Origin of the sequence: Rhizobium alarense (genome assembly GCF_021555155.1) — a bacterium.
GTDB classification, from domain to species: domain Bacteria; phylum Pseudomonadota; class Alphaproteobacteria; order Rhizobiales; family Rhizobiaceae; genus Rhizobium_D; species Rhizobium_D alarense.
Genome location: NZ_JAKGBU010000054.1, coordinates 12,002 through 27,722 on the forward strand (window position 1 = coordinate 12,002; position 15,721 = coordinate 27,722).

At 64.0% G+C, this 15,721-nt stretch carries 19 protein-coding genes; 9 read left to right on the forward strand and 10 right to left on the reverse strand.

The window, feature by feature from the left end; all coding sequences use genetic code 11:
* Positions 1-553, forward strand: a 553-nt coding sequence (locus tag LXM94_RS16785; RefSeq protein WP_235772620.1) for a cation diffusion facilitator family transporter, incomplete at its 5' end; no start/stop codon positions are given.
* Entirely contained in the window at positions 550-1,014 is a 465-nt protein-coding gene (gene queF, locus LXM94_RS16790) for a preQ(1) synthase (protein ID WP_235772621.1), read from the forward strand. The genes LXM94_RS16785 and queF, both read left to right, overlap by 4 nt.
* Positions 1,015-1,170: 156 nt before the next feature.
* On the opposite strand, the gene LXM94_RS16795 is transcribed toward queF, so the two are convergent.
* A complete protein-coding gene (locus LXM94_RS16795; RefSeq protein WP_235772622.1) occupies positions 1,171-1,698 on the reverse strand; it encodes an AAA family ATPase in 528 nt (175 codons plus the stop codon).
* A 117-nt stretch (positions 1,699-1,815) separates the two neighbouring features.
* On the opposite strand from LXM94_RS16795, the gene LXM94_RS16800 reads away from it, so the two are divergent.
* The gene (locus LXM94_RS16800; protein WP_235772623.1) at positions 1,816-2,568 is read left to right on the forward strand and encodes a transposase; all 753 of its coding nucleotides are present in this window, start codon (positions 1,816-1,818) and stop codon (positions 2,566-2,568) included.
* 27 nt (positions 2,569-2,595) lie between these two features.
* Positions 2,596-2,844 carry a hypothetical protein gene (locus tag LXM94_RS16805; RefSeq protein WP_235772624.1) on the forward strand — a complete coding sequence of 83 codons (249 nt, stop codon included), beginning with the start codon at positions 2,596-2,598 and terminating at the stop codon, positions 2,842-2,844.
* Positions 2,845-2,896: 52 nt separating this feature from the next.
* Here the strand turns inward: LXM94_RS16805 and LXM94_RS16810 are convergent, their stop codons facing one another.
* Positions 2,897-3,580: a glutathione S-transferase family protein gene (locus tag LXM94_RS16810; protein ID WP_235772625.1), complete on the reverse strand. Its 684-nt coding sequence runs from the start codon at positions 3,578-3,580 to the stop codon at positions 2,897-2,899.
* 24 nt (positions 3,581-3,604) lie between these two features.
* Positions 3,605-4,015: a DoxX family protein gene (locus LXM94_RS16815; protein ID WP_235772626.1), complete on the reverse strand. Its 411-nt coding sequence runs from the start codon at positions 4,013-4,015 to the stop codon at positions 3,605-3,607.
* A gap of 84 nt (positions 4,016-4,099) precedes the next feature.
* Here LXM94_RS16815 and LXM94_RS16820 point away from each other — a divergent pair, with 84 nt between their 5' ends.
* Complete coding sequence (locus LXM94_RS16820; RefSeq protein WP_235772627.1) at positions 4,100-4,564, forward strand: MarR family winged helix-turn-helix transcriptional regulator; 465 nt, start codon at positions 4,100-4,102, stop codon at positions 4,562-4,564.
* A gap of 167 nt (positions 4,565-4,731) precedes the next feature.
* Here LXM94_RS16820 and LXM94_RS16825 read toward each other — a convergent pair whose 3' ends face one another.
* A complete protein-coding gene (locus tag LXM94_RS16825) occupies positions 4,732-5,310 on the reverse strand; it encodes a HupE/UreJ family protein (RefSeq protein WP_235772628.1) in 579 nt (192 codons plus the stop codon).
* A gap of 304 nt (positions 5,311-5,614) precedes the next feature.
* Between LXM94_RS16825 and LXM94_RS16830 the strand changes: the two genes are divergently transcribed.
* Entirely contained in the window at positions 5,615-6,193 is a 579-nt protein-coding gene (locus tag LXM94_RS16830; RefSeq protein ID WP_235772629.1) for an ATP-dependent Clp protease proteolytic subunit, read from the forward strand.
* Positions 6,194-6,641: 448 nt separating this feature from the next.
* Positions 6,642-8,345, forward strand: a complete 1,704-nt coding sequence (leuA, locus tag LXM94_RS16835; RefSeq protein ID WP_235772630.1) for a 2-isopropylmalate synthase — start codon at positions 6,642-6,644, stop codon at positions 8,343-8,345.
* Between the two features lie 70 nt (positions 8,346-8,415).
* On the opposite strand, the gene LXM94_RS16840 is transcribed toward leuA, so the two are convergent.
* The 4 genes from LXM94_RS16840 to LXM94_RS16855 form a co-directional block, all read right to left on the reverse strand.
* The gene (locus tag LXM94_RS16840) at positions 8,416-9,249 is read right to left on the reverse strand and encodes an anti-sigma factor family protein (protein WP_235772631.1); all 834 of its coding nucleotides are present in this window, start codon (positions 9,247-9,249) and stop codon (positions 8,416-8,418) included.
* 2 nt (positions 9,250-9,251) lie between these two features.
* Complete coding sequence (locus LXM94_RS16845; RefSeq protein ID WP_235772646.1) at positions 9,252-9,770, reverse strand: RNA polymerase sigma factor; 519 nt, start codon at positions 9,768-9,770, stop codon at positions 9,252-9,254.
* 205 nt (positions 9,771-9,975) lie between these two features.
* Positions 9,976-10,635, reverse strand: a complete 660-nt coding sequence (locus LXM94_RS16850; protein ID WP_408015655.1) for a tetratricopeptide repeat protein — start codon at positions 10,633-10,635, stop codon at positions 9,976-9,978.
* A gap of 142 nt (positions 10,636-10,777) precedes the next feature.
* Positions 10,778-11,680: a metallophosphoesterase family protein gene (locus tag LXM94_RS16855; protein WP_235772632.1), complete on the reverse strand. Its 903-nt coding sequence runs from the start codon at positions 11,678-11,680 to the stop codon at positions 10,778-10,780.
* Positions 11,681-11,831: 151 nt separating this feature from the next.
* Here LXM94_RS16855 and LXM94_RS16860 point away from each other — a divergent pair, with 151 nt between their 5' ends.
* Positions 11,832-12,341, forward strand: a complete 510-nt coding sequence (locus tag LXM94_RS16860) for an NUDIX domain-containing protein (protein WP_235772633.1) — start codon at positions 11,832-11,834, stop codon at positions 12,339-12,341.
* Between the two features lie 9 nt (positions 12,342-12,350).
* Here LXM94_RS16860 and LXM94_RS16865 read toward each other — a convergent pair whose 3' ends face one another.
* Positions 12,351-13,337 (reverse strand): glutathione S-transferase family protein, encoded by a 987-nt coding sequence (locus LXM94_RS16865; protein ID WP_235772634.1) that lies wholly within the window; start codon positions 13,335-13,337, stop codon positions 12,351-12,353.
* A 286-nt stretch (positions 13,338-13,623) separates the two neighbouring features.
* Here LXM94_RS16865 and LXM94_RS16870 point away from each other — a divergent pair, with 286 nt between their 5' ends.
* Positions 13,624-14,184, forward strand: a complete 561-nt coding sequence (locus LXM94_RS16870; protein WP_235772635.1) for a GNAT family N-acetyltransferase — start codon at positions 13,624-13,626, stop codon at positions 14,182-14,184.
* Between the two features lie 24 nt (positions 14,185-14,208).
* On the opposite strand, the gene LXM94_RS16875 is transcribed toward LXM94_RS16870, so the two are convergent.
* Positions 14,209-15,721: hypothetical protein (locus LXM94_RS16875; RefSeq protein WP_235772636.1), on the reverse strand; the 1,513-nt coding region annotated here is incomplete at its 5' end.

Here is a 15,721-nt window from a genome sequence, read left to right on the forward strand (position 1 = left end):
TGCGGCGGCCGTGATCAATGCGGTCTGGGCAGCGGTGCTGATCCGCGCCGGGCGCCGTCACCGCTCGCCGGCGCTGACGGCAGACGGTCAGCACATCCTGTCCGACGTGGTCACCTCGGCCGGCGTGCTCGTCGGCCTGCTGCTCGCGCTCGCCACCGGCTACGCGATCCTCGACCCGGTGATGGCGATGCTCGTCGCGGTCAACATCCTGTTCCAGGGCTGGAAGGTGATCTCGCATTCGGTGGCGGGGCTGATGGACCACGCCGTCGAACCGCACGAGGAGGCGGCCATCCGCCGGGCGATCGGCGCCCATGCGGACGGTTCGCTCGGCGTGCACGACCTGAAGACGCGCCGGGCCGGGCCGGCGACCTTCGTCGACTTCCATCTCGTCGTGCCGGCGGCCATGCCCGTCGGTGCGGCGCATGACATCTGCGACCGGCTGGAAGAGGCGATCGGCGCGGCGCTTCCCGGCGCCCGCATCGCCATTCACGTGGAGCCGGAAACCGAAAAGGCGCACGGCGTGCGCGTCAAGATCGAGGAGACTGCAAAATGAGCAAGACCGACGTATCGGGCCTGTCGCAACTCGGCCAGAAGGTCGACCTGCCGGCCGGCCCCGACGAGGCGGTGCTGGAGCGGGTGCCGAGCAGCCATGCCGGCACCGATTTCGTCGTGCGCTTCACGGCGCCGGAATTCACCTCGCTCTGCCCGATGACCGGCCAGCCGGATTTCGCGCATATCGTGATCGACTACATTCCGGACGGCTGGCTGGTCGAGTCGAAATCGCTGAAGCTCTTCCTGCATGCCTTCCGCAATCACGGCGCCTTCCATGAGGACTGCACGCTCGACATCGCCAAGCGGCTCGTCGACCTTCTGTCGCCGAAATGGCTGAGGATCGGTGCCTACTGGTATCCGCGCGGCGGCATTCCGATCGACGTCTTCTGGCAGACCGGCGAGCCGCCGGCCGGCGTCTGGCTGCCCGACCAGGGCGTCGCGACCTATCGCGGCCGCGGCTGACATCCAGCGAAGAAGGGCGGCCGGGCTCCAACTCCCGACCGGAATCTGGAAATGTCTTCGCGCGGCATTCTGCGCACGCGCCGGTCGCGAAACGTTGGCTTTTGCAACGTCGAAAAATTCAGTCGCAACGCTGTCGTTTAAATTGGGCAGACCGTGTCAAAAGCCCCGCCCTAGCTGACTTCTGCTAAGCGCAAGCTTTAACACCAATTCGGCGACTGATTGCCCCACATCCTGCGCCGCAGTATCGACAACGAGTGGACTTTGCCCCCAATCGTCATAGTGTCGAGCCATAATTTCTTCCCAGGTGGGCTTTCTCAACCCCTGAACATCTGTTACCCGCGTTTCCGCCCTTCGGCGATGTTCATTTTTGTCGGAACAGATAACCTCTATTTCAACTGATGGCACTGCTGAGCGCGCTGCAACCGATAGCCAGGCATCTCGCGTGACCGTCAAGCAATTCACAGAATCCGCAATGACCGTATTGCCGAGCGCCAGATTGTCTTCCGCGATCCCATAGGCGACCAAATATCCCGCTGGGCCGACGTCCGCTTTCAAGACGGCAGAAGCTCGTATATTTTGCTCGACCGTATCGACGCGGACATAGCTCGCCCCGAGTTCCTTCGCCAAAGCACGCGCGATCGTCGTTTTTCCGGTGCCCGGCAAGCCGCCAAAAATAATAAGCATGAATACTGACCTTCCGTGTGCTCATGGGCGCTGGGAACCCGACTGGAGGATTCCTGATCTCAAAATGTCATGGTATATTTTGCCATGGCACATTTATCAGGAACTGACCGGTCGCAAATGCTGCTTCTGCCTGAAATGGTGGACGATTACGTCGGCCCGGACAACCCGGTTCGGTTCATTGAAGCCTTCATCGACGGGCTGGATTTGCAGGCTTCTGGATTCATGCGTGTCGAGCCCAAGGTGACGGGTCGTCCGGGTTACGATCCGGCCGATCTGCTGAAGCTCTACCTTTATGGCTATTTGAACCGTGTGAGGTCCAGCCGGCGGCTGGAAGCCGAGACGCACCGCAATATCGAGGTGATCTGGCTGCTGCGGCAGTTGATGCCGGATCACAAGACCATCGCCAACTTTCGCCGGGTGAACCATGCCGCGTTTCGGCAGGTGTTCCGTGAATTCGTCATCCTGTGCCGGCAGCTTGATCTGTTCGGCCGGGAACTGCTGGCGGTGGATGGCACGCGCATCAAGGCGGTGAACAACAAGGATCGCAACTTTACGCGGGCGGCGCTGACAAAGTTCATCCGCGAAGCCGACGAACGGCTGACCGAGTATATGAAGCGGCCGGATGACGGCGATGCACAGGAAGAGAATACCGGAAGCGGTGGACCACGAGCCAAGAATCTCGCTGAGAAGATCGCCGCGATCAAGGGAAAGCGCGACCAGCACAAGGCGTGCTCGATGAACTGGATCGCACAGGTGAGGACCAGATATCACTTACCGATCCGGACAGCCGCGCCAGGCGCGCATGACGAAGGTCGGCGTCGGCTACAACATCCAGCTTGCTGTCGATGTGAAGCACAAGCTGATCGCTGAACAGGAGGTTACAGCCAGTTCGTCGACATGGGGCTGCTGACGCAGACGACGCAAGCGGCGATGGACAATCTCGGCGTCGAGCAGATCGAGGTGGTCGCCGATCGCGGCTACTTCAAGGTCGAGGACATCGAGGCATGCGAGAAGGCGGGCATCACCGCGTATGTCCCTAAACCATTGCGAGGAGCCGCCGTCCGCGAGGGCTTCTTTTCCAAGGACGAGTTCCGCTACGATGCCGAGAAGGATGTCTACGTCTGCCCGGCCGGCCGATTGCCATAATCAGCTATCGGCGGACTTTTGACACGCTCTGTAGGCGTTTTTTGCGAAACTGTCAGGCAGCTTCCTTCAAGAGCCAAGCATCGTGGTTCTGGAGAAAGACCCTCAGCCGGTCGGCGTAGTCATCGGTCACGGCCAGGCCCACGCTTTGACGGGCGGCCAACTCCTCCCGCCATGCTCTGACTCGGGGCAGTGCGTCGAAGATTCCGGATGGTGCGATGGTGTCGAACACGTCGAAGTAGCGAAAGATCGGCGCAAAGACCGCATCGACGAGGCTGAATGCCTCGCCGGCGAAAAACGGACCTTCGCTCAACTCGGCCTCGACACGGCCAAACTTGTCGACAAGCACTTTGCGCTTGGCCTCAAAGGTTGCGGCATCCTTGGCGGTTTCATAACCCCACAGGTCCGACAGGATGGAGGAACCGAACTCCATCCAGCCGCGATGCCGCGCCCGCGTCAGCGGGTCGGCCGGATGGAGCGAAGCGCCGGGCTGCGTTTCTTCGAGATATTCGCAGATCACGGTACTCTCGAACAACACTGCCTCCGTGCCATCGTCCTGTTTGACGATCAGCAGCGGTACCTTGCCGAGCGGAGAAATGGAAAGAAACCAGTCGGGCTTTGCTGACAGATCGACATGGCGGCGCTCGAAGGGAACGCCCTTTTCGGCAAGGGCGATCGCGGCGCGTTGGACGTAGGGGCACAGGTGATGGCTGATAAGGGTCAGTTTTGCGTCGGACATAACAATTTCCCCGGATTTTTACGGTTAGCGACGGGCGCGAGGCCGGATAAGCGCGTAGCTGCCGTCGCCAAGCAGGAATTGGGCGACGGACAGGACAATCAGGTAGAGCGGATATTCCCAACCACCGCCCGGTGCGGTGAACACCCAGCCGTTCGCGCCATGCGCCCAGATGATCGCGCCAAGAAGCGCCGGGATCAGCACCAAGGCGACCCAGCGGGCATAGATGCCGAGAACCAGCATCGCACCGCCTACGGCCTCAGCGGCGAAGGTGACATAAGCCAACAACCCGGGCAGGCCTATGGACTCGAAATAGCCCGCCGTGCCGGCGAGCCCAAAGGTGAACAGTTTGAGCAGGATGGAATGGGCGAGATACATGACGCCGAGGCTGACGCGCAGCAGCGTCACCCCGCAATCCGTCAGCCGTTCCTGGGGCATGTGTGAGGATCTCCAAAGAATATAGATGCAGATGCATCTATATGAGGATTTGCCATTGAGGTCAATGTAGATGTAATTACATCCATGACTGATAGTGTCGCCACCAAATCCCCAACACCCTCTCCCGCTGTCACGCGGGCATGGATTCGCCTCATGCGCGCCCAGCAGACCATTCTCGCGGCGATCGAGCAGAACTTGAAGGTGGCCGAGCTTCCACCTCTTGGCTGGTATGACGTGCTGCTGGAGCTCTCTCGGGCCAAGGACGGCCGGTTGCGGCCCTATGAGATCGAACAACGTACCCTATTGGCGCAGCACAATCTTTCGCGGCTTCTCGACCGCATGGACAAGGCCGGGCTTGTTCAGCGTGAGGTGTTTACCGAGGACGGTCGGGGCCGTTGGGTTATCATTACCGATGCCGGCCGGGCCATGCAGGCGCGCATGTGGAGCGTCTATGCGCCGGCGCTTCAGCGTCATCTGGGCGACAAGCTGGACGATGCCCAGGCCGACCAACTAGCCGAGCTGTTGGTTGCATTGACGCAAAAATCCTGATTTTCACGAAAAAGTGGAATCGCCACTCTTTCGGGTGCGCATTCGCCGCAAAACCCGATCGCGAAAGCCGGAGTTCCGCGACAGATATTTGCGACAGGACGCATTCCACATTTCCGCTGGGGGCTGGGTCCCGGGGCCGCCTCGTGATCCCGCAGGACTTATCCCGGTCAGCCGAAGATCAGCGCCAGACCCGTGGCGGCGGTCAGGCCGCCGACGATGCGGGACAGGACCGCGCCGTTGGCGATCCGGGCGGCGCCGAGGCCGGCCGCGATGCCGGCGACATGCAGCAGCGCGGTTGCGAGCATGAAGCCGACGCCGAACTGGAGGGCCCCGGCGCTGCCGAGTTCGCCGCCATGCGCATGACCATGGAAGAGCGCGAAGACGGCGACGACCGCCGCCGAGGCGGGGGTGTCGAGGCGCACCGCCATGGCGACGACAAGGCCGAGCGCCACGACGGAGGCCAGGATGGCGGGTTCGACGAAGGGCAGGTCGAGGCCGGCGAGGGCGAGAGCGAAACCGACTGCCATCGTGCCGACGAAGACGCCCGGGACGCGCCAGAGGGCGCGGCCGCCGATCTGCGCCGCCCAGAGGCCGACGGCCACCATGACCAGGATATGGTCGAGCCCGAAGAGCGGATGCGAGAAGCCGGCCATGAAGGAGCCGTGTTCCGCGGGATTGAGATGGGCGAAAGCCGGTGCGGCCGTTGCCGAAAGTGCGCCGAGCGCAAGCAAAAGACGTCTGATCATTGGTTCCCCGTTTCCCGCCCCGCCGCGGGAGCCGGCCGCAGGCGCTATTTTGCAACTACACCGGCATTTTAGGTGCGTTGCAAAACGGAAGTCCATACGCAAATTGCGTATGCCGCCCGCCGCGCAAATGCGACGGGCGACTTTGGTTCTGCGACCACCGCGCGAACCGCCGTTTACCCTGTTTCCCGGCCGTCCCGGTCGCCTCTATCGCCCCCGGATGGTTTTGTTGCATTGTCATGCCGACTGAGTCGCATTATCTGACAGCGGCAAAGGTATTTCTGACGGCAAGCGCGGAGACGAGCGGATGAGCGACGAGGAAGAGAAAAAGACGGAACTGCCGCTGGGCAAGGAGACGGAAGCGAACCTGTTCAAGTCGCGGTCGATCTTCATCTACGGCGGCATCAACCAGGAACTCGCCCAGAAGGTCTGCTCGCAGCTCGTGGCGCTCGCTGCCGCCGGCGACGACGACATCCGAATCTATGTGAACTCGCCGGGCGGCCACGTGGAATCGGGCGATTCGATCCATGACATGATCAAGTTCATCAAGCCGAAGGTCTGGATGATCGGTACCGGCTGGGTCGCCTCGGCCGGCGCGCTGATCTATGTCGCCGCTCCCAAGGAGCGCCGCATCTGCCTGCCCAACACGCGCTTCCTGCTGCACCAACCGTCCGGCGGCACGCGCGGCATGGCGTCCGACATCGAGATCCAGGCCCGCGAGATCATCAAGATGAACGAGCGGCTGAACAGGATCTTCTCCGAGGCCACCGGCCAGCCGATCGAGAAGATCGCCAAGGATACCGACCGCGACTACTGGCTCTCCGCCGAGGACGCCAAGGCCTACGGGCTCGTCTCGCGCATCGTGACGTCGCAGGCCGACATCTGATCGACGACGCGTCCTTCAATGCCCCGCCGGCGACGGCGGGGCAGTCTTTGGCGCACCGGTGCCCGAGAAAGCGGCGGCAGGTGCTCAACATTCACCCGTTTCGACCATTCCGACGCCAAAGCGCTTGCACATTCGCGGCGCCATGGCTATAAGCCCGTTCATGTTGAAGACAAGCGCACAGATCATCGATCGGGTTACTCGCGGCGGCAATGCCGTGCGGGAGCGTTCGCGCGGCTTCACCTCGCTTCTCCTTCTCGGCCTTACGCGCGGTTGCCGGGTTCTGTGAGGAGCGCCCGGCGGCCGAAAGCCCGCCAGGCCATCGCTCCTCGTTTCACCCAGGTTCCCCACATCCGGCATTGGTCCCGAGGACCATCATTCGCCGTCGCCAAGCGCTCTCCAATCCGCTATTGAAGCGCACGCGAATGCCGGGAAGACGAAGAGAATTGCGATGATCGTGAAGACCTACACCCCCAAACAAGGCATGCCGGACGCCGCGGTCAAGTACCAGGCCTATCCGCAGATTCCGATCGCCGACCGCACCTGGCCGGCCAGGACGATCACCGAGGCGCCGGTCTGGTGTTCGGTGGACCTGCGCGACGGCAACCAGTCGCTGATCAACCCGATGGGCCATGACCGCAAGGCCCGCATGTTCCAGCTCCTGCTCGACATGGGCTTCAAGGAAATCGAGATCGGCTTCCCCTCCGCCTCGCAGACGGACTTCGATTTCGCCCGCTGGTGCGTCGAAGAGGGCAACGTGCCCGACGACGTCTCCCTGCAGGTGCTGGTGCAGTGCCGGCCGGAATTGATCACCCGCACCTTCGAGGCGCTGGAAGGCGCGCACAAGCCGATCATCCACTTCTACAACTCGACGAGCGAGCTGCAGCGCCGCGTCGTCTTCGGCAAGGACGTCGCCGGCGTCAAGCAGATCGCCACCGATGCGGCCCGGATGATCACCGACATGGCGGCCAGGGCGGGCGGCGGCTACCGCTTCGAATATTCCCCGGAGAGTTTCACCGGAACCGAACTGGAGGTGGCGCTCGAAATCTGCAACGCGGTCGTCGAGATCGTCAAGCCGACGCCGGACAACAAGCTGATCCTCAACCTGCCCTCGACGGTCGAGATGGCGACGCCGAACATCTATGCCGACCAGATCGAGTGGATGTGCCGCAACATCGACAACCGCGAGAACTGCATCATCTCGCTGCACCCGCACAACGATCGCGGTACCGGCATCGCGGCGACGGAACTCGGCCTCATGGCGGGTGCCGACCGTGTCGAGGGTACGCTCTTCGGCAACGGCGAGCGTACCGGCAATGTCGATATCGTCACGCTGGCCCTGAACATGTTCACCCAGGGTGTCGATCCGAAGCTCGACTGCTCCGACATCGAGCGCATCAAGGCGGTCTACGAATATTCCAACGAGATGAAGATCCCGGAACGCCATCCCTATGTCGGCGAACTGGTCTACACCGCTTTTTCGGGCTCGCACCAGGATGCGATCAACAAGGGCATGAAGGCGATCCGCAAGGCGAACACGCGGGTCTGGGAAGTGCCCTACCTGCCGATCGACCCGCAGGACGTCGGACGCACCTATGAGGCGATCATTCGCATCAACTCCCAGTCCGGCAAGGGCGGCATCGCCTATATCCTGCAGGAGGACTACGGCATCAACCTGCCGCGCAATCTGCAGGTGGAGTTCCGCGAGGAGGTGCAGCGGATCACCGACGAGGAGGGTGTCGAGCTCCCGTCGAAGCGCATCTACGACACGTTCATCGAGCACTACGTGACCCAGCCGGACGCGCGGCTGAAATTCGTCGATCACCACACCTATCCGGACACCGAAAACAAGGGCGTGCGGATCGTCGCGGCGGAAATCACCGACGGCGGCGAGACCAGGCGCATCGAAGGCAAGGGCACCGGCCCGATCGACGGCTTCATCAACGCGCTCTCGATCTATCTCGGCGTGCCGATGTCGGTGGCGGACTATTCGGAACATTCGCTGCAGCACGGCTCGAACGCCGCGGCGATCGCCTATGTCGAGATCGAACATCCAGGCGGAAAGCTGTTCGGCGTCGGCGTCAACACGAATATCGTGACGGCCTCGCTCGAGGCGATCGTTTCCGGGGCCAACCGGGTTCTTCAGCGGAAGTAAGACCAACCCGTACCGAAACTGCTGCAACAGGCCGTGCCGTTGGCGCGGCCTGTTGCCATTCCGGGACGTGTCAGATCGTGGCGGCGACGGTCTCGGCGATCTTCTCCAGCGCCGGGTCGGACGAGGGCCCGACGACGACATAGGACGCGGAGCCCTTCTGCCAGGAGACGAGGCCGATGTCGTTCTTCATGCTGTCGGTGAGCGCCGTCGCCGCTTCCACCGGGTCGCTCTTGAGGAAGCAGATGGCGAAGACGTCGCCCTGCGGGTCGCTGTACAGGAGCTGCGCGGTCGGCCTGCCGCCGGCGACGAGCAGGCGGGCGCCCTCGAAGACCAGTTCCTCGTTGGAAAGATCGGGAAGGGTGAAGGTCACCCCGACTGCGGCCGAAAGCCACTCGACGATATGCGGCCCGTCCGAGGCCGGCACCTCCACGAGGTGTGCCTTCTGGCGGGAATAGATGCGATGGTAGTCGGCGATGTCGTCCAGCCAGCCGCGCCCGGCGGCGAGTTGCACCGGCGGCACGGCCTCCCGCCGCTCGCCGACGAGATAGCCGGCCGCGCCGCCCGCAAGCAGCAGCACGAACGAGGCGGCCAGCACGCGCGGCCAGGAGATGTTTGCCGCTGAGGCGCCGAGCGGCGGCAGAGACGCCGTCTCGCCCGGCAGTTCCGGCGCGGGCGTCGCATGTTTGATGCCGCGCACGAGATCGAGCGGTACCGGGTCGTGCAGCATCTCCTCGAAGGCGCGGGCACCGAAATCGCTCCCGAGTTTCAGCCGCTCGAAGAGGCTGCGCGCTTTGGGATCCTTGACGAGAAGCCTGTCGATTTCCGAAATTTCCTCGTCAGGCAACTGGCCGTCGAGATAGGCCGAGAGCCTGACTTCCAGGGGAAGACCGTGCGTGCTTTCCAAGCTCAGGTCCTCCCTTCCGTCTGTTCGGCAATCATGGCCGCGAGCCGGATGCGGGCGGTCGAAAGCCTGCTCATCACTGTTCCGATCGGAATGCCGAGAATGTCCGCTGCCTCGCGATAACTGTGTCCCTCCACATTGACGAGCAGGAACACGCTCGACAAGCCCTCGGGCATCTTCATGATCAATTTGTGAAGCTGTTTCGCGTAGACGGCCTTGTCGGCGGACGGCTCGACATGCAGGTTGTCCTGCTCGGCCACATCGACGGTTCCGGTGCCCGTACGGACCTTGCGCTTCCTGATTTCGTCGACCCACAGATTGCGTGTCATTGCGTAGATCCAGCTCTCCAGCCGTCCTTCCCCGTTCCACAGGTGGCTCCGGGTGATGGCGCGCTCGCAGGCTTCCTGGACGAGATCGTCGGCGTCGCTGGCGTTTCGCGTCAAAGTCATTGCGAAGCGGCGCAATTTTGGCAGCAAATTGACCAAGTCACGCCGAAACTCACTTGATTCTGCCGTCGAGCGCATTGCTTTTCCAAGGAAAACGTTCTGGATCAATCGTCTATTCGCACCGGTTGACGGTGGCGATAGTCGATATGAAACATTTGGACCTTGGTCCGCAAGCATCTACGGCATCAGAAGCGCAGTTTCCCGCGCTGCTGTTGTTCAAAGGGAACGACTTCCCGTGTGGCTGGCCCGCAAACCTTGTCGTTGGCGGGTACAGCCTGCGCGTTCAATAGGTCGCGCGCGTGCCGCCGATCGTTTCGAGCAGTGCGCGATAGGCCCAGGTGCCTTCCCCGCCGCGATCCCGGATCTCGACGAGCTGGACGCGGGCGCCCTCGACGTCGCCCTGCTCGAACAGGGCCTGGCCCATATAGGACCGGGCGAGAATATAGTCGCTGTCGATTGCCAGCGCCTTTTGATAGTAGCGCATGCCGAGCTCGACCTGGCCAAGCTTGCGCAGGTTGTAGCCCATGTAGTTCAGGATGCGTGGGTCGTTCTGGTCGGATGCCGCCTTGAGCGCGCGGATCGCGTTTTCGTGCTGGCCGGCATAGGCGAATTCGCGTGCGGCCTCGTAAAGGATATCGTCGGTCGAGCGTTCGGACTTCTTCTCTTCTTCCGTCGCGGGCGCCGTGTCCGTCTTGGTCTCCGGCTCCTTGCCGGGTTCGGCCTCGCCGCCGGTCGCGGGTTCCGCGATCGCCTCGGGCGCAAGGCACTCTTTCTTCTCGTCGCTCCAGATCTTGCCGTCGGTGCAGGTCGTCGTCGTCTCTGTCGCGACCGGAGGCGTCGTGGTGTCGCTGCCGGCGGCACGCGCGAACGTGACGGGAAGACTCGTGAGGGCCAAGGTGGCGCTCAGCATGATCAGGCTTCGGTAACGCTTGGGCATTGTCAGTCCTTCCATCTCCATTGGCTGCCATCCGTGGGAAACCGCTGGGGCTTGCCGGGCGGTTTGCCGCTCCGGGCCCGGCGGATGCCTCCCCGACGATCCGCACTCACGGGAAGAACGCGCGGCCGACACGGTTTATTCGACCGGTTCAGAAGCGGGTCGTTTCCGCAAGCGTCACTGTGATCCCGTCCTCGCCGATCGCGAAGCGTTCGCGCGTCAGGTTCCAGTTTCCCGCTTCACCGGAAATCGAGAAGAGGTTGTAGGCGGCCGGCGGCTTGTGCCCGCCCGGCCCCTGCGAGGCCGACGCGATGCCGACCACCGGCACCGGTTTCGTCTGGCCGCGCAGCCAGTGCACGGTGTTGAGGTGGGTATGGCCGTGCAGAACGAGTTCCGCGCCGCCGGCTGAGACCGTGGCGGCGAACCGGCGGATGCCGATCATGCGCTTGTGGAAGGCGGTGGCACCGCGGATCGGCGGGTGATGGATCATGACGACGCGGAAGAGGCCCGCTTCGCCGGCTGCCCGCAGCATGTTCACCGTCTCGCGCGCCTGGCGCTCGCTGAAATAGCCGCTTGCAGCAAAGGGCGGCGTTGCGACCGCCGTCGAGCAGCCGACGAGGGCGACCTTGCCGCGCACGCGCAGATAGGGAAAGACATGGCGGTCCTCGTTCCAGTCGGGCGGCGCCATGTCGCCGCGCATATAGGGATACCAGGCCTTCGTGGTCTTGTCGTAGGCGCCGGGCACATAGGCGTCGTGATTGCCGGGCACGACCGAGATGTTCTCCGGTATGCCGGCATCGTGCAACCAGCGTTTCACCGTGTGGATCTCGAGCGAGGAGGAGAGGTTCACCAGGTCGCCGGTAATGGCAAGATGGTCGGGATCCTGCCGCTCGATGTCGTCCATCAGGCAAGTCAGCGTGTTGGCGAAGAGATGGCGGCGACGGTTGCGATGCCAGTTGACGAAGCCGGTGATGCGTTTGGAGGCGAGTTCCAGAAGGGTCAGCGCGGGGAGGGGGCCGAGATGGACGTCGGAAATATGGGCAAGTCTGAACATAACCCTCCTTAGACCAATCGGCCGCACAAGGGAAACGCGCGTCGATCCGGCTTGGTTGCAGGGCCGCCGGCTGTCATGCGGCGGTGGATAACGGTGGCGCAGCGCCGGCGGAAGCCTTGATTCCCGTGAGGAAGTCCGGCGATGTCTGACCATGCACAAGCAGCAGACGCCCGAACCCGCCGGCCCGCAGGACTTGGTCACGATCTGGACTCGGGTCGCAACGCGCGTCCTGCACGGCTATTTCGCGCTTGCGCGCGGGATGACCATGGGCGTGCGCGCCGCCTGCTTCGACGAGGCGGGCCGGGTCTTCCTCGTGCGTCATTCCTATGTGCCGGGCTGGCACCTTCCGGGCGGCGGCATCGAGCGCGGCGAGACCGCCCTCGTCGCGCTTGCCAAGGAGATGCGGGAAGAGGGCAACCTGGTCACCGACAGGCCGCCGGTGCTGCTGCACGTCTATTTCAACCGCCGCACCAGCCGGCGGGACCATGTGCTCTTCTATCGGTGCGACGACGTTCGCCAGACCGCGCCGAAGCGGCCGGACCGGGAGATCGTCGAGGCCGGCTTCTTCGCGCTCGACGATCTCCCCGCCGGCGTCACCGCCGCAACGGTCCGCCGGCTCGGCGAGCTTTCCGGCGACAGGCCGTTCGACGACGTCTGGTAGGTTCGCGCTTCAGGCGGCGGCGAGCCGGTCCCGTCCGTGCGGCGCGTCGAGATCGAGTTCCGGGCCGAGCGGCACGATGCCCGTCGGATTGATGGTCGCGTGGCTGCGGTAGTAGTGCTGCTTGATGTGCCCGAAGTCGACGGTCGCGGCGACGCCCGGCCATTGGTAAAGCTCGCGGAGATAGGCCGAGAGGTTCGGGTAGTCGGCGATGCGGCGGATGTTGCACTTGAAGTGGCCGACATAGACCGCGTCGAAGCGCACAAGCGTCGTGAACAGCCGCCAATCGGCCTCCGTGACGCGATCGCCGGCGAGGTAGCGCTTGCGGGCAAGCAGGTCCTCGAGATGGTCAAGCGTCTCGAAGAGCCTGACGACATTCGCCTCGTAGGCCTCCTGCGTCGTTGCGAAGCCGGACTTGTAGACCCCGTTGTTGACGGTGTCGTAGATCAGCGTGTTGAGCCGGTCGATCTCGGCGCGCAGCGGCTCGGGATAGAAGTCGTCGCGCGAGCCGGTCAGGCCGTCGAAGGCAGAATTGAACATGCGGATGATCTCGGACGACTCGTTGGAAACCATGCGGTCACCCGACTTGTCCCAGAGCACCGGCACGGTGACCCGTCCCGAATAGTGCGGATCGGACCACACATAGACCTGCGACAGCGTATCGAAGCCGAAGAGGTGGTCGACGGTGCCGCCGTCCCGTCCCTTGAACTCCCAGCCCTTCGAGGCCATCAGCGGATCGACGATCGAGACGGTGATGAGGTCCTCGAGCTTCTTCAGCTTGCGGAAGACCAGCGTCCGGTGCGCCCACGGGCAGGCAAGCGAGACATAGAGATGGTAGCGGCCGGCCTCCGCCGCGAAGCCGCCGTCGCCGGAGGGGCCGGGGCTGCCGTCCGCCGTGATCCAGTTGCGCACCCGCGCCGCCGAGCGCTCGAAGTGGCCCTTCGTGCTTTTCGTGTCGTACCACACGTCCTGCCAGACGCCGTCAACGAGCATGCCCATATCGGTTCTCCATCGGGTTGCGCCTCACCGTCAGCGCTTGAACCTGTGACCGAAAATAGCGTCCCGGGCCGCCTTGAACAGGCCGATATTCGTGAACAGTGCGTTTTGCGCTTTGACAGATGCGGATTTTCTGCTAACCGGCTTTTCCAGAAACGGTCCGACGGACCGCAGAACGCTTGTAGAGCCCGAACAATGGCCTTGCCAGGAAACCCGCGACGACGCTGATGCCACCACGCCCCCCCGGGCGCCGTCATCCTATTGCCGTTTCGCATCTGGTTCCTGTGACATGTACAAGCACGATCTCGTCTACCTCACCGAAGACGCGTCCCATGACGCCGCCATCGAACATATCAACGAAGAAGCCTTTGGCCCCGGCAGGCACGTCCGGGCGGCGGCGCGCATCCGCGAGCAGGGGCCGCACGACCGGTCGCTTTCCTTCATCTGCGCCGACGACGGCGAGACGATCGCCTCGGTGCGCATGACGCCGGTTCTCGCCGGCGGCATCAAAGGCCACCTGCTCGGCCCGCTTGCCGTACGGCCTTCGCACAAAAACCGGGGCATCGGTCGGGAACTCGTGCGCATCGCCGTCGAAGCGGCACGGCGCCGGGGGTCCGAAGCGGTGATCCTCGTCGGCGACCCGCCCTATTACGGGCCGCTCGGCTTCGAGAAGGTCGCCTACAACGCGCTCGCCTTTCCCGGCCCGGTCGATCCGGCGCGGGTGCTCGTGGTGCCGGTGGCTCCCGACACCCATGCGCGGCTGAAGGGCCCGATCGCGTGGCGGAATGACCACGTCGAGGCGGCGGAGATGTCCGTCATCGAGACGCCGGCCTATCGCGGCGTTGCCTGACGCCTCGCGCCGGGTCCGGCCGCCTCAGCGGCCTTCGCGATACCAGGTTGCCGAGAAGGCCAGCAGCAGCAGGCCGACGCCGGCGAAGCCCGCAAAGAGCGGCAGCGAATTGACGCCCTTCAGCACCGTCTCGTCGGTCATGCGCAAGGCCATGCGCTCGTCGTCGGCGACGCGCACGGCGCCGGAGAGCGGCAGGAGCGGCGGCAGGTCGAGATTGCCGCTCCCGTCCGTCACCCGATGCACCAGCCCCCGGGTCTTCTCGGCAAGCGGCTGCAGGCTCTCGGTCGTGGAAATGGTCGCCTTGAACTCCGGCGCATCGACGGCGCCGACATGGACGAGTGCGCTCAGGTCGTCGTTCGCCACCTCGTAGAGTCCCGTTTCCTGCACCGGCACCTCGGCCTTGTAGAGGCCCGGGCCGGCTTCGGTGAGCGTCACGGTCTCCGACCGGCCCGAGGGGAAGGCGATCGTCGCCTCGCCCGGTGCGTCCTTGATCGTCTGGCGGGTGATCTCGAGCGTGCGGCCGAAGGCCTTGGCGGTCAGCGCTTCCTCTTCCAGCGCCGGTTCCTGCATCAGCCAATGGGCGGTGCGGCGGTAGAGCGAGACATGGGGCCCGCCGCCCTCGAAACCGCGCGCCCAGAGCCAGCCCTGGTCGGAAAGCAGCATGGCGACGCGGCCCTTGCCGGCGCGGTTCAGCACCAGCAGCGGCTTGCCGTCGGGGCCCTCCATCACCGTGTTGCCCTGCGGCCGTTCGACGTCGACCGTACGGAACCAGCGGCCCCACTGCGGCGGTTCTTCGGCCGCGCCCTCGAGGCCACGGGTCACCGGATGTTTGCGGCCCTGGTCGGACAGCCGCGGGAAGAAGGCCTTCTCGTTCATCGCACCGGTCGGATTGGCCGGCAGCACGGCCGCCAACGGCGTCATGGCGATCGAATCGTCGCCGGCATGTTCGGGTCCCGCGGCGATCAGCAGCGCGCCGCCGTTCGTGACGTATTGCGCGATGTTGTCGTAGTAGAGGATCGGCAGCACGCCGCGGTGCTGGTAGCGGTCGAAGATGATGAGGTCGAACTCGTTGATCTTCTCGACGAACAGCTCGCGGGTCGGGAAGGCGATCAGCGAGAGTTCGTTGATCGGCGTGCCGTCCTGCTTCTCCGGCGGACGCAGAATGGTGAAATGCACGAGGTCGATCGCCGTGTCGGACTTCAGGAGGTTGCGCCAGGCGCGCTCGCCGGCATGTGGCTCGCCGGAAACGAGCAGCACGCGCAGGTTCTCGCGGATACCGTCGATCAGGTGGACGGCGCGGTTGTTCGCCGTCGTGATCTCGCCCTCGACCGGATCGACGGCGAATTCGAGCACGTTGTTGCCGCCGCGCGGCACGGTGAAGCCGAAGGGCTTTTCGACGCCCGGCTCCGCAACCTCGTTGGCGATCTCGTTGCCGTTGAGCCGGATCGTCACGCGTGCGGTTCCGCCAGGGCCGTTGCCGTCGTCGATGACGCGGAAGGTGAGTTCCTGCGGTTCGCCGACGATGCCGAAGCGCGGC

Bases quoted from the DNA above. Each gene is read 5' to 3' on its own strand.
- LXM94_RS16820 (WP_235772627.1), top strand. From the start codon at position 4,100: ATGACTGATAGTGTCGCCACCAAATCCCCAACACCCTCTCCCGCTGTC.
- LXM94_RS16825 (WP_235772628.1), bottom strand. From the start codon at position 5,310: ATGATCAGACGTCTTTTGCTTGCGCTCGGCGCACTTTCGGCAACGGCC.
- LXM94_RS16830 (WP_235772629.1), top strand. From the start codon at position 5,615: ATGAGCGACGAGGAAGAGAAAAAGACGGAACTGCCGCTGGGCAAGGAG.
- LXM94_RS16855 (WP_235772632.1), bottom strand. From the start codon at position 11,680: ATGTTCAGACTTGCCCATATTTCCGACGTCCATCTCGGCCCCCTCCCC.
- queF (WP_235772621.1), top strand. From the start codon at position 550: ATGAGCAAGACCGACGTATCGGGCCTGTCGCAACTCGGCCAGAAGGTC.
- LXM94_RS16795 (WP_235772622.1), bottom strand. From the start codon at position 1,698: ATGCTTATTATTTTTGGCGGCTTGCCGGGCACCGGAAAAACGACGATC.
- LXM94_RS16800 (WP_235772623.1), top strand. From the start codon at position 1,816: ATGCTGCTTCTGCCTGAAATGGTGGACGATTACGTCGGCCCGGACAAC.
- LXM94_RS16810 (WP_235772625.1), bottom strand. From the start codon at position 3,580: ATGTCCGACGCAAAACTGACCCTTATCAGCCATCACCTGTGCCCCTAC.
- LXM94_RS16805 (WP_235772624.1), top strand. From the start codon at position 2,596: ATGGGGCTGCTGACGCAGACGACGCAAGCGGCGATGGACAATCTCGGC.
- LXM94_RS16815 (WP_235772626.1), bottom strand. From the start codon at position 4,015: ATGCCCCAGGAACGGCTGACGGATTGCGGGGTGACGCTGCTGCGCGTC.
- LXM94_RS16860 (WP_235772633.1), top strand. From the start codon at position 11,832: ATGCACAAGCAGCAGACGCCCGAACCCGCCGGCCCGCAGGACTTGGTC.
- LXM94_RS16865 (WP_235772634.1), bottom strand. From the start codon at position 13,337: ATGGGCATGCTCGTTGACGGCGTCTGGCAGGACGTGTGGTACGACACG.
- LXM94_RS16845 (WP_235772646.1), bottom strand. From the start codon at position 9,770: ATGCGCTCGACGGCAGAATCAAGTGAGTTTCGGCGTGACTTGGTCAAT.
- LXM94_RS16870 (WP_235772635.1), top strand. From the start codon at position 13,624: ATGTACAAGCACGATCTCGTCTACCTCACCGAAGACGCGTCCCATGAC.
- leuA (WP_235772630.1), top strand. From the start codon at position 6,642: ATGATCGTGAAGACCTACACCCCCAAACAAGGCATGCCGGACGCCGCG.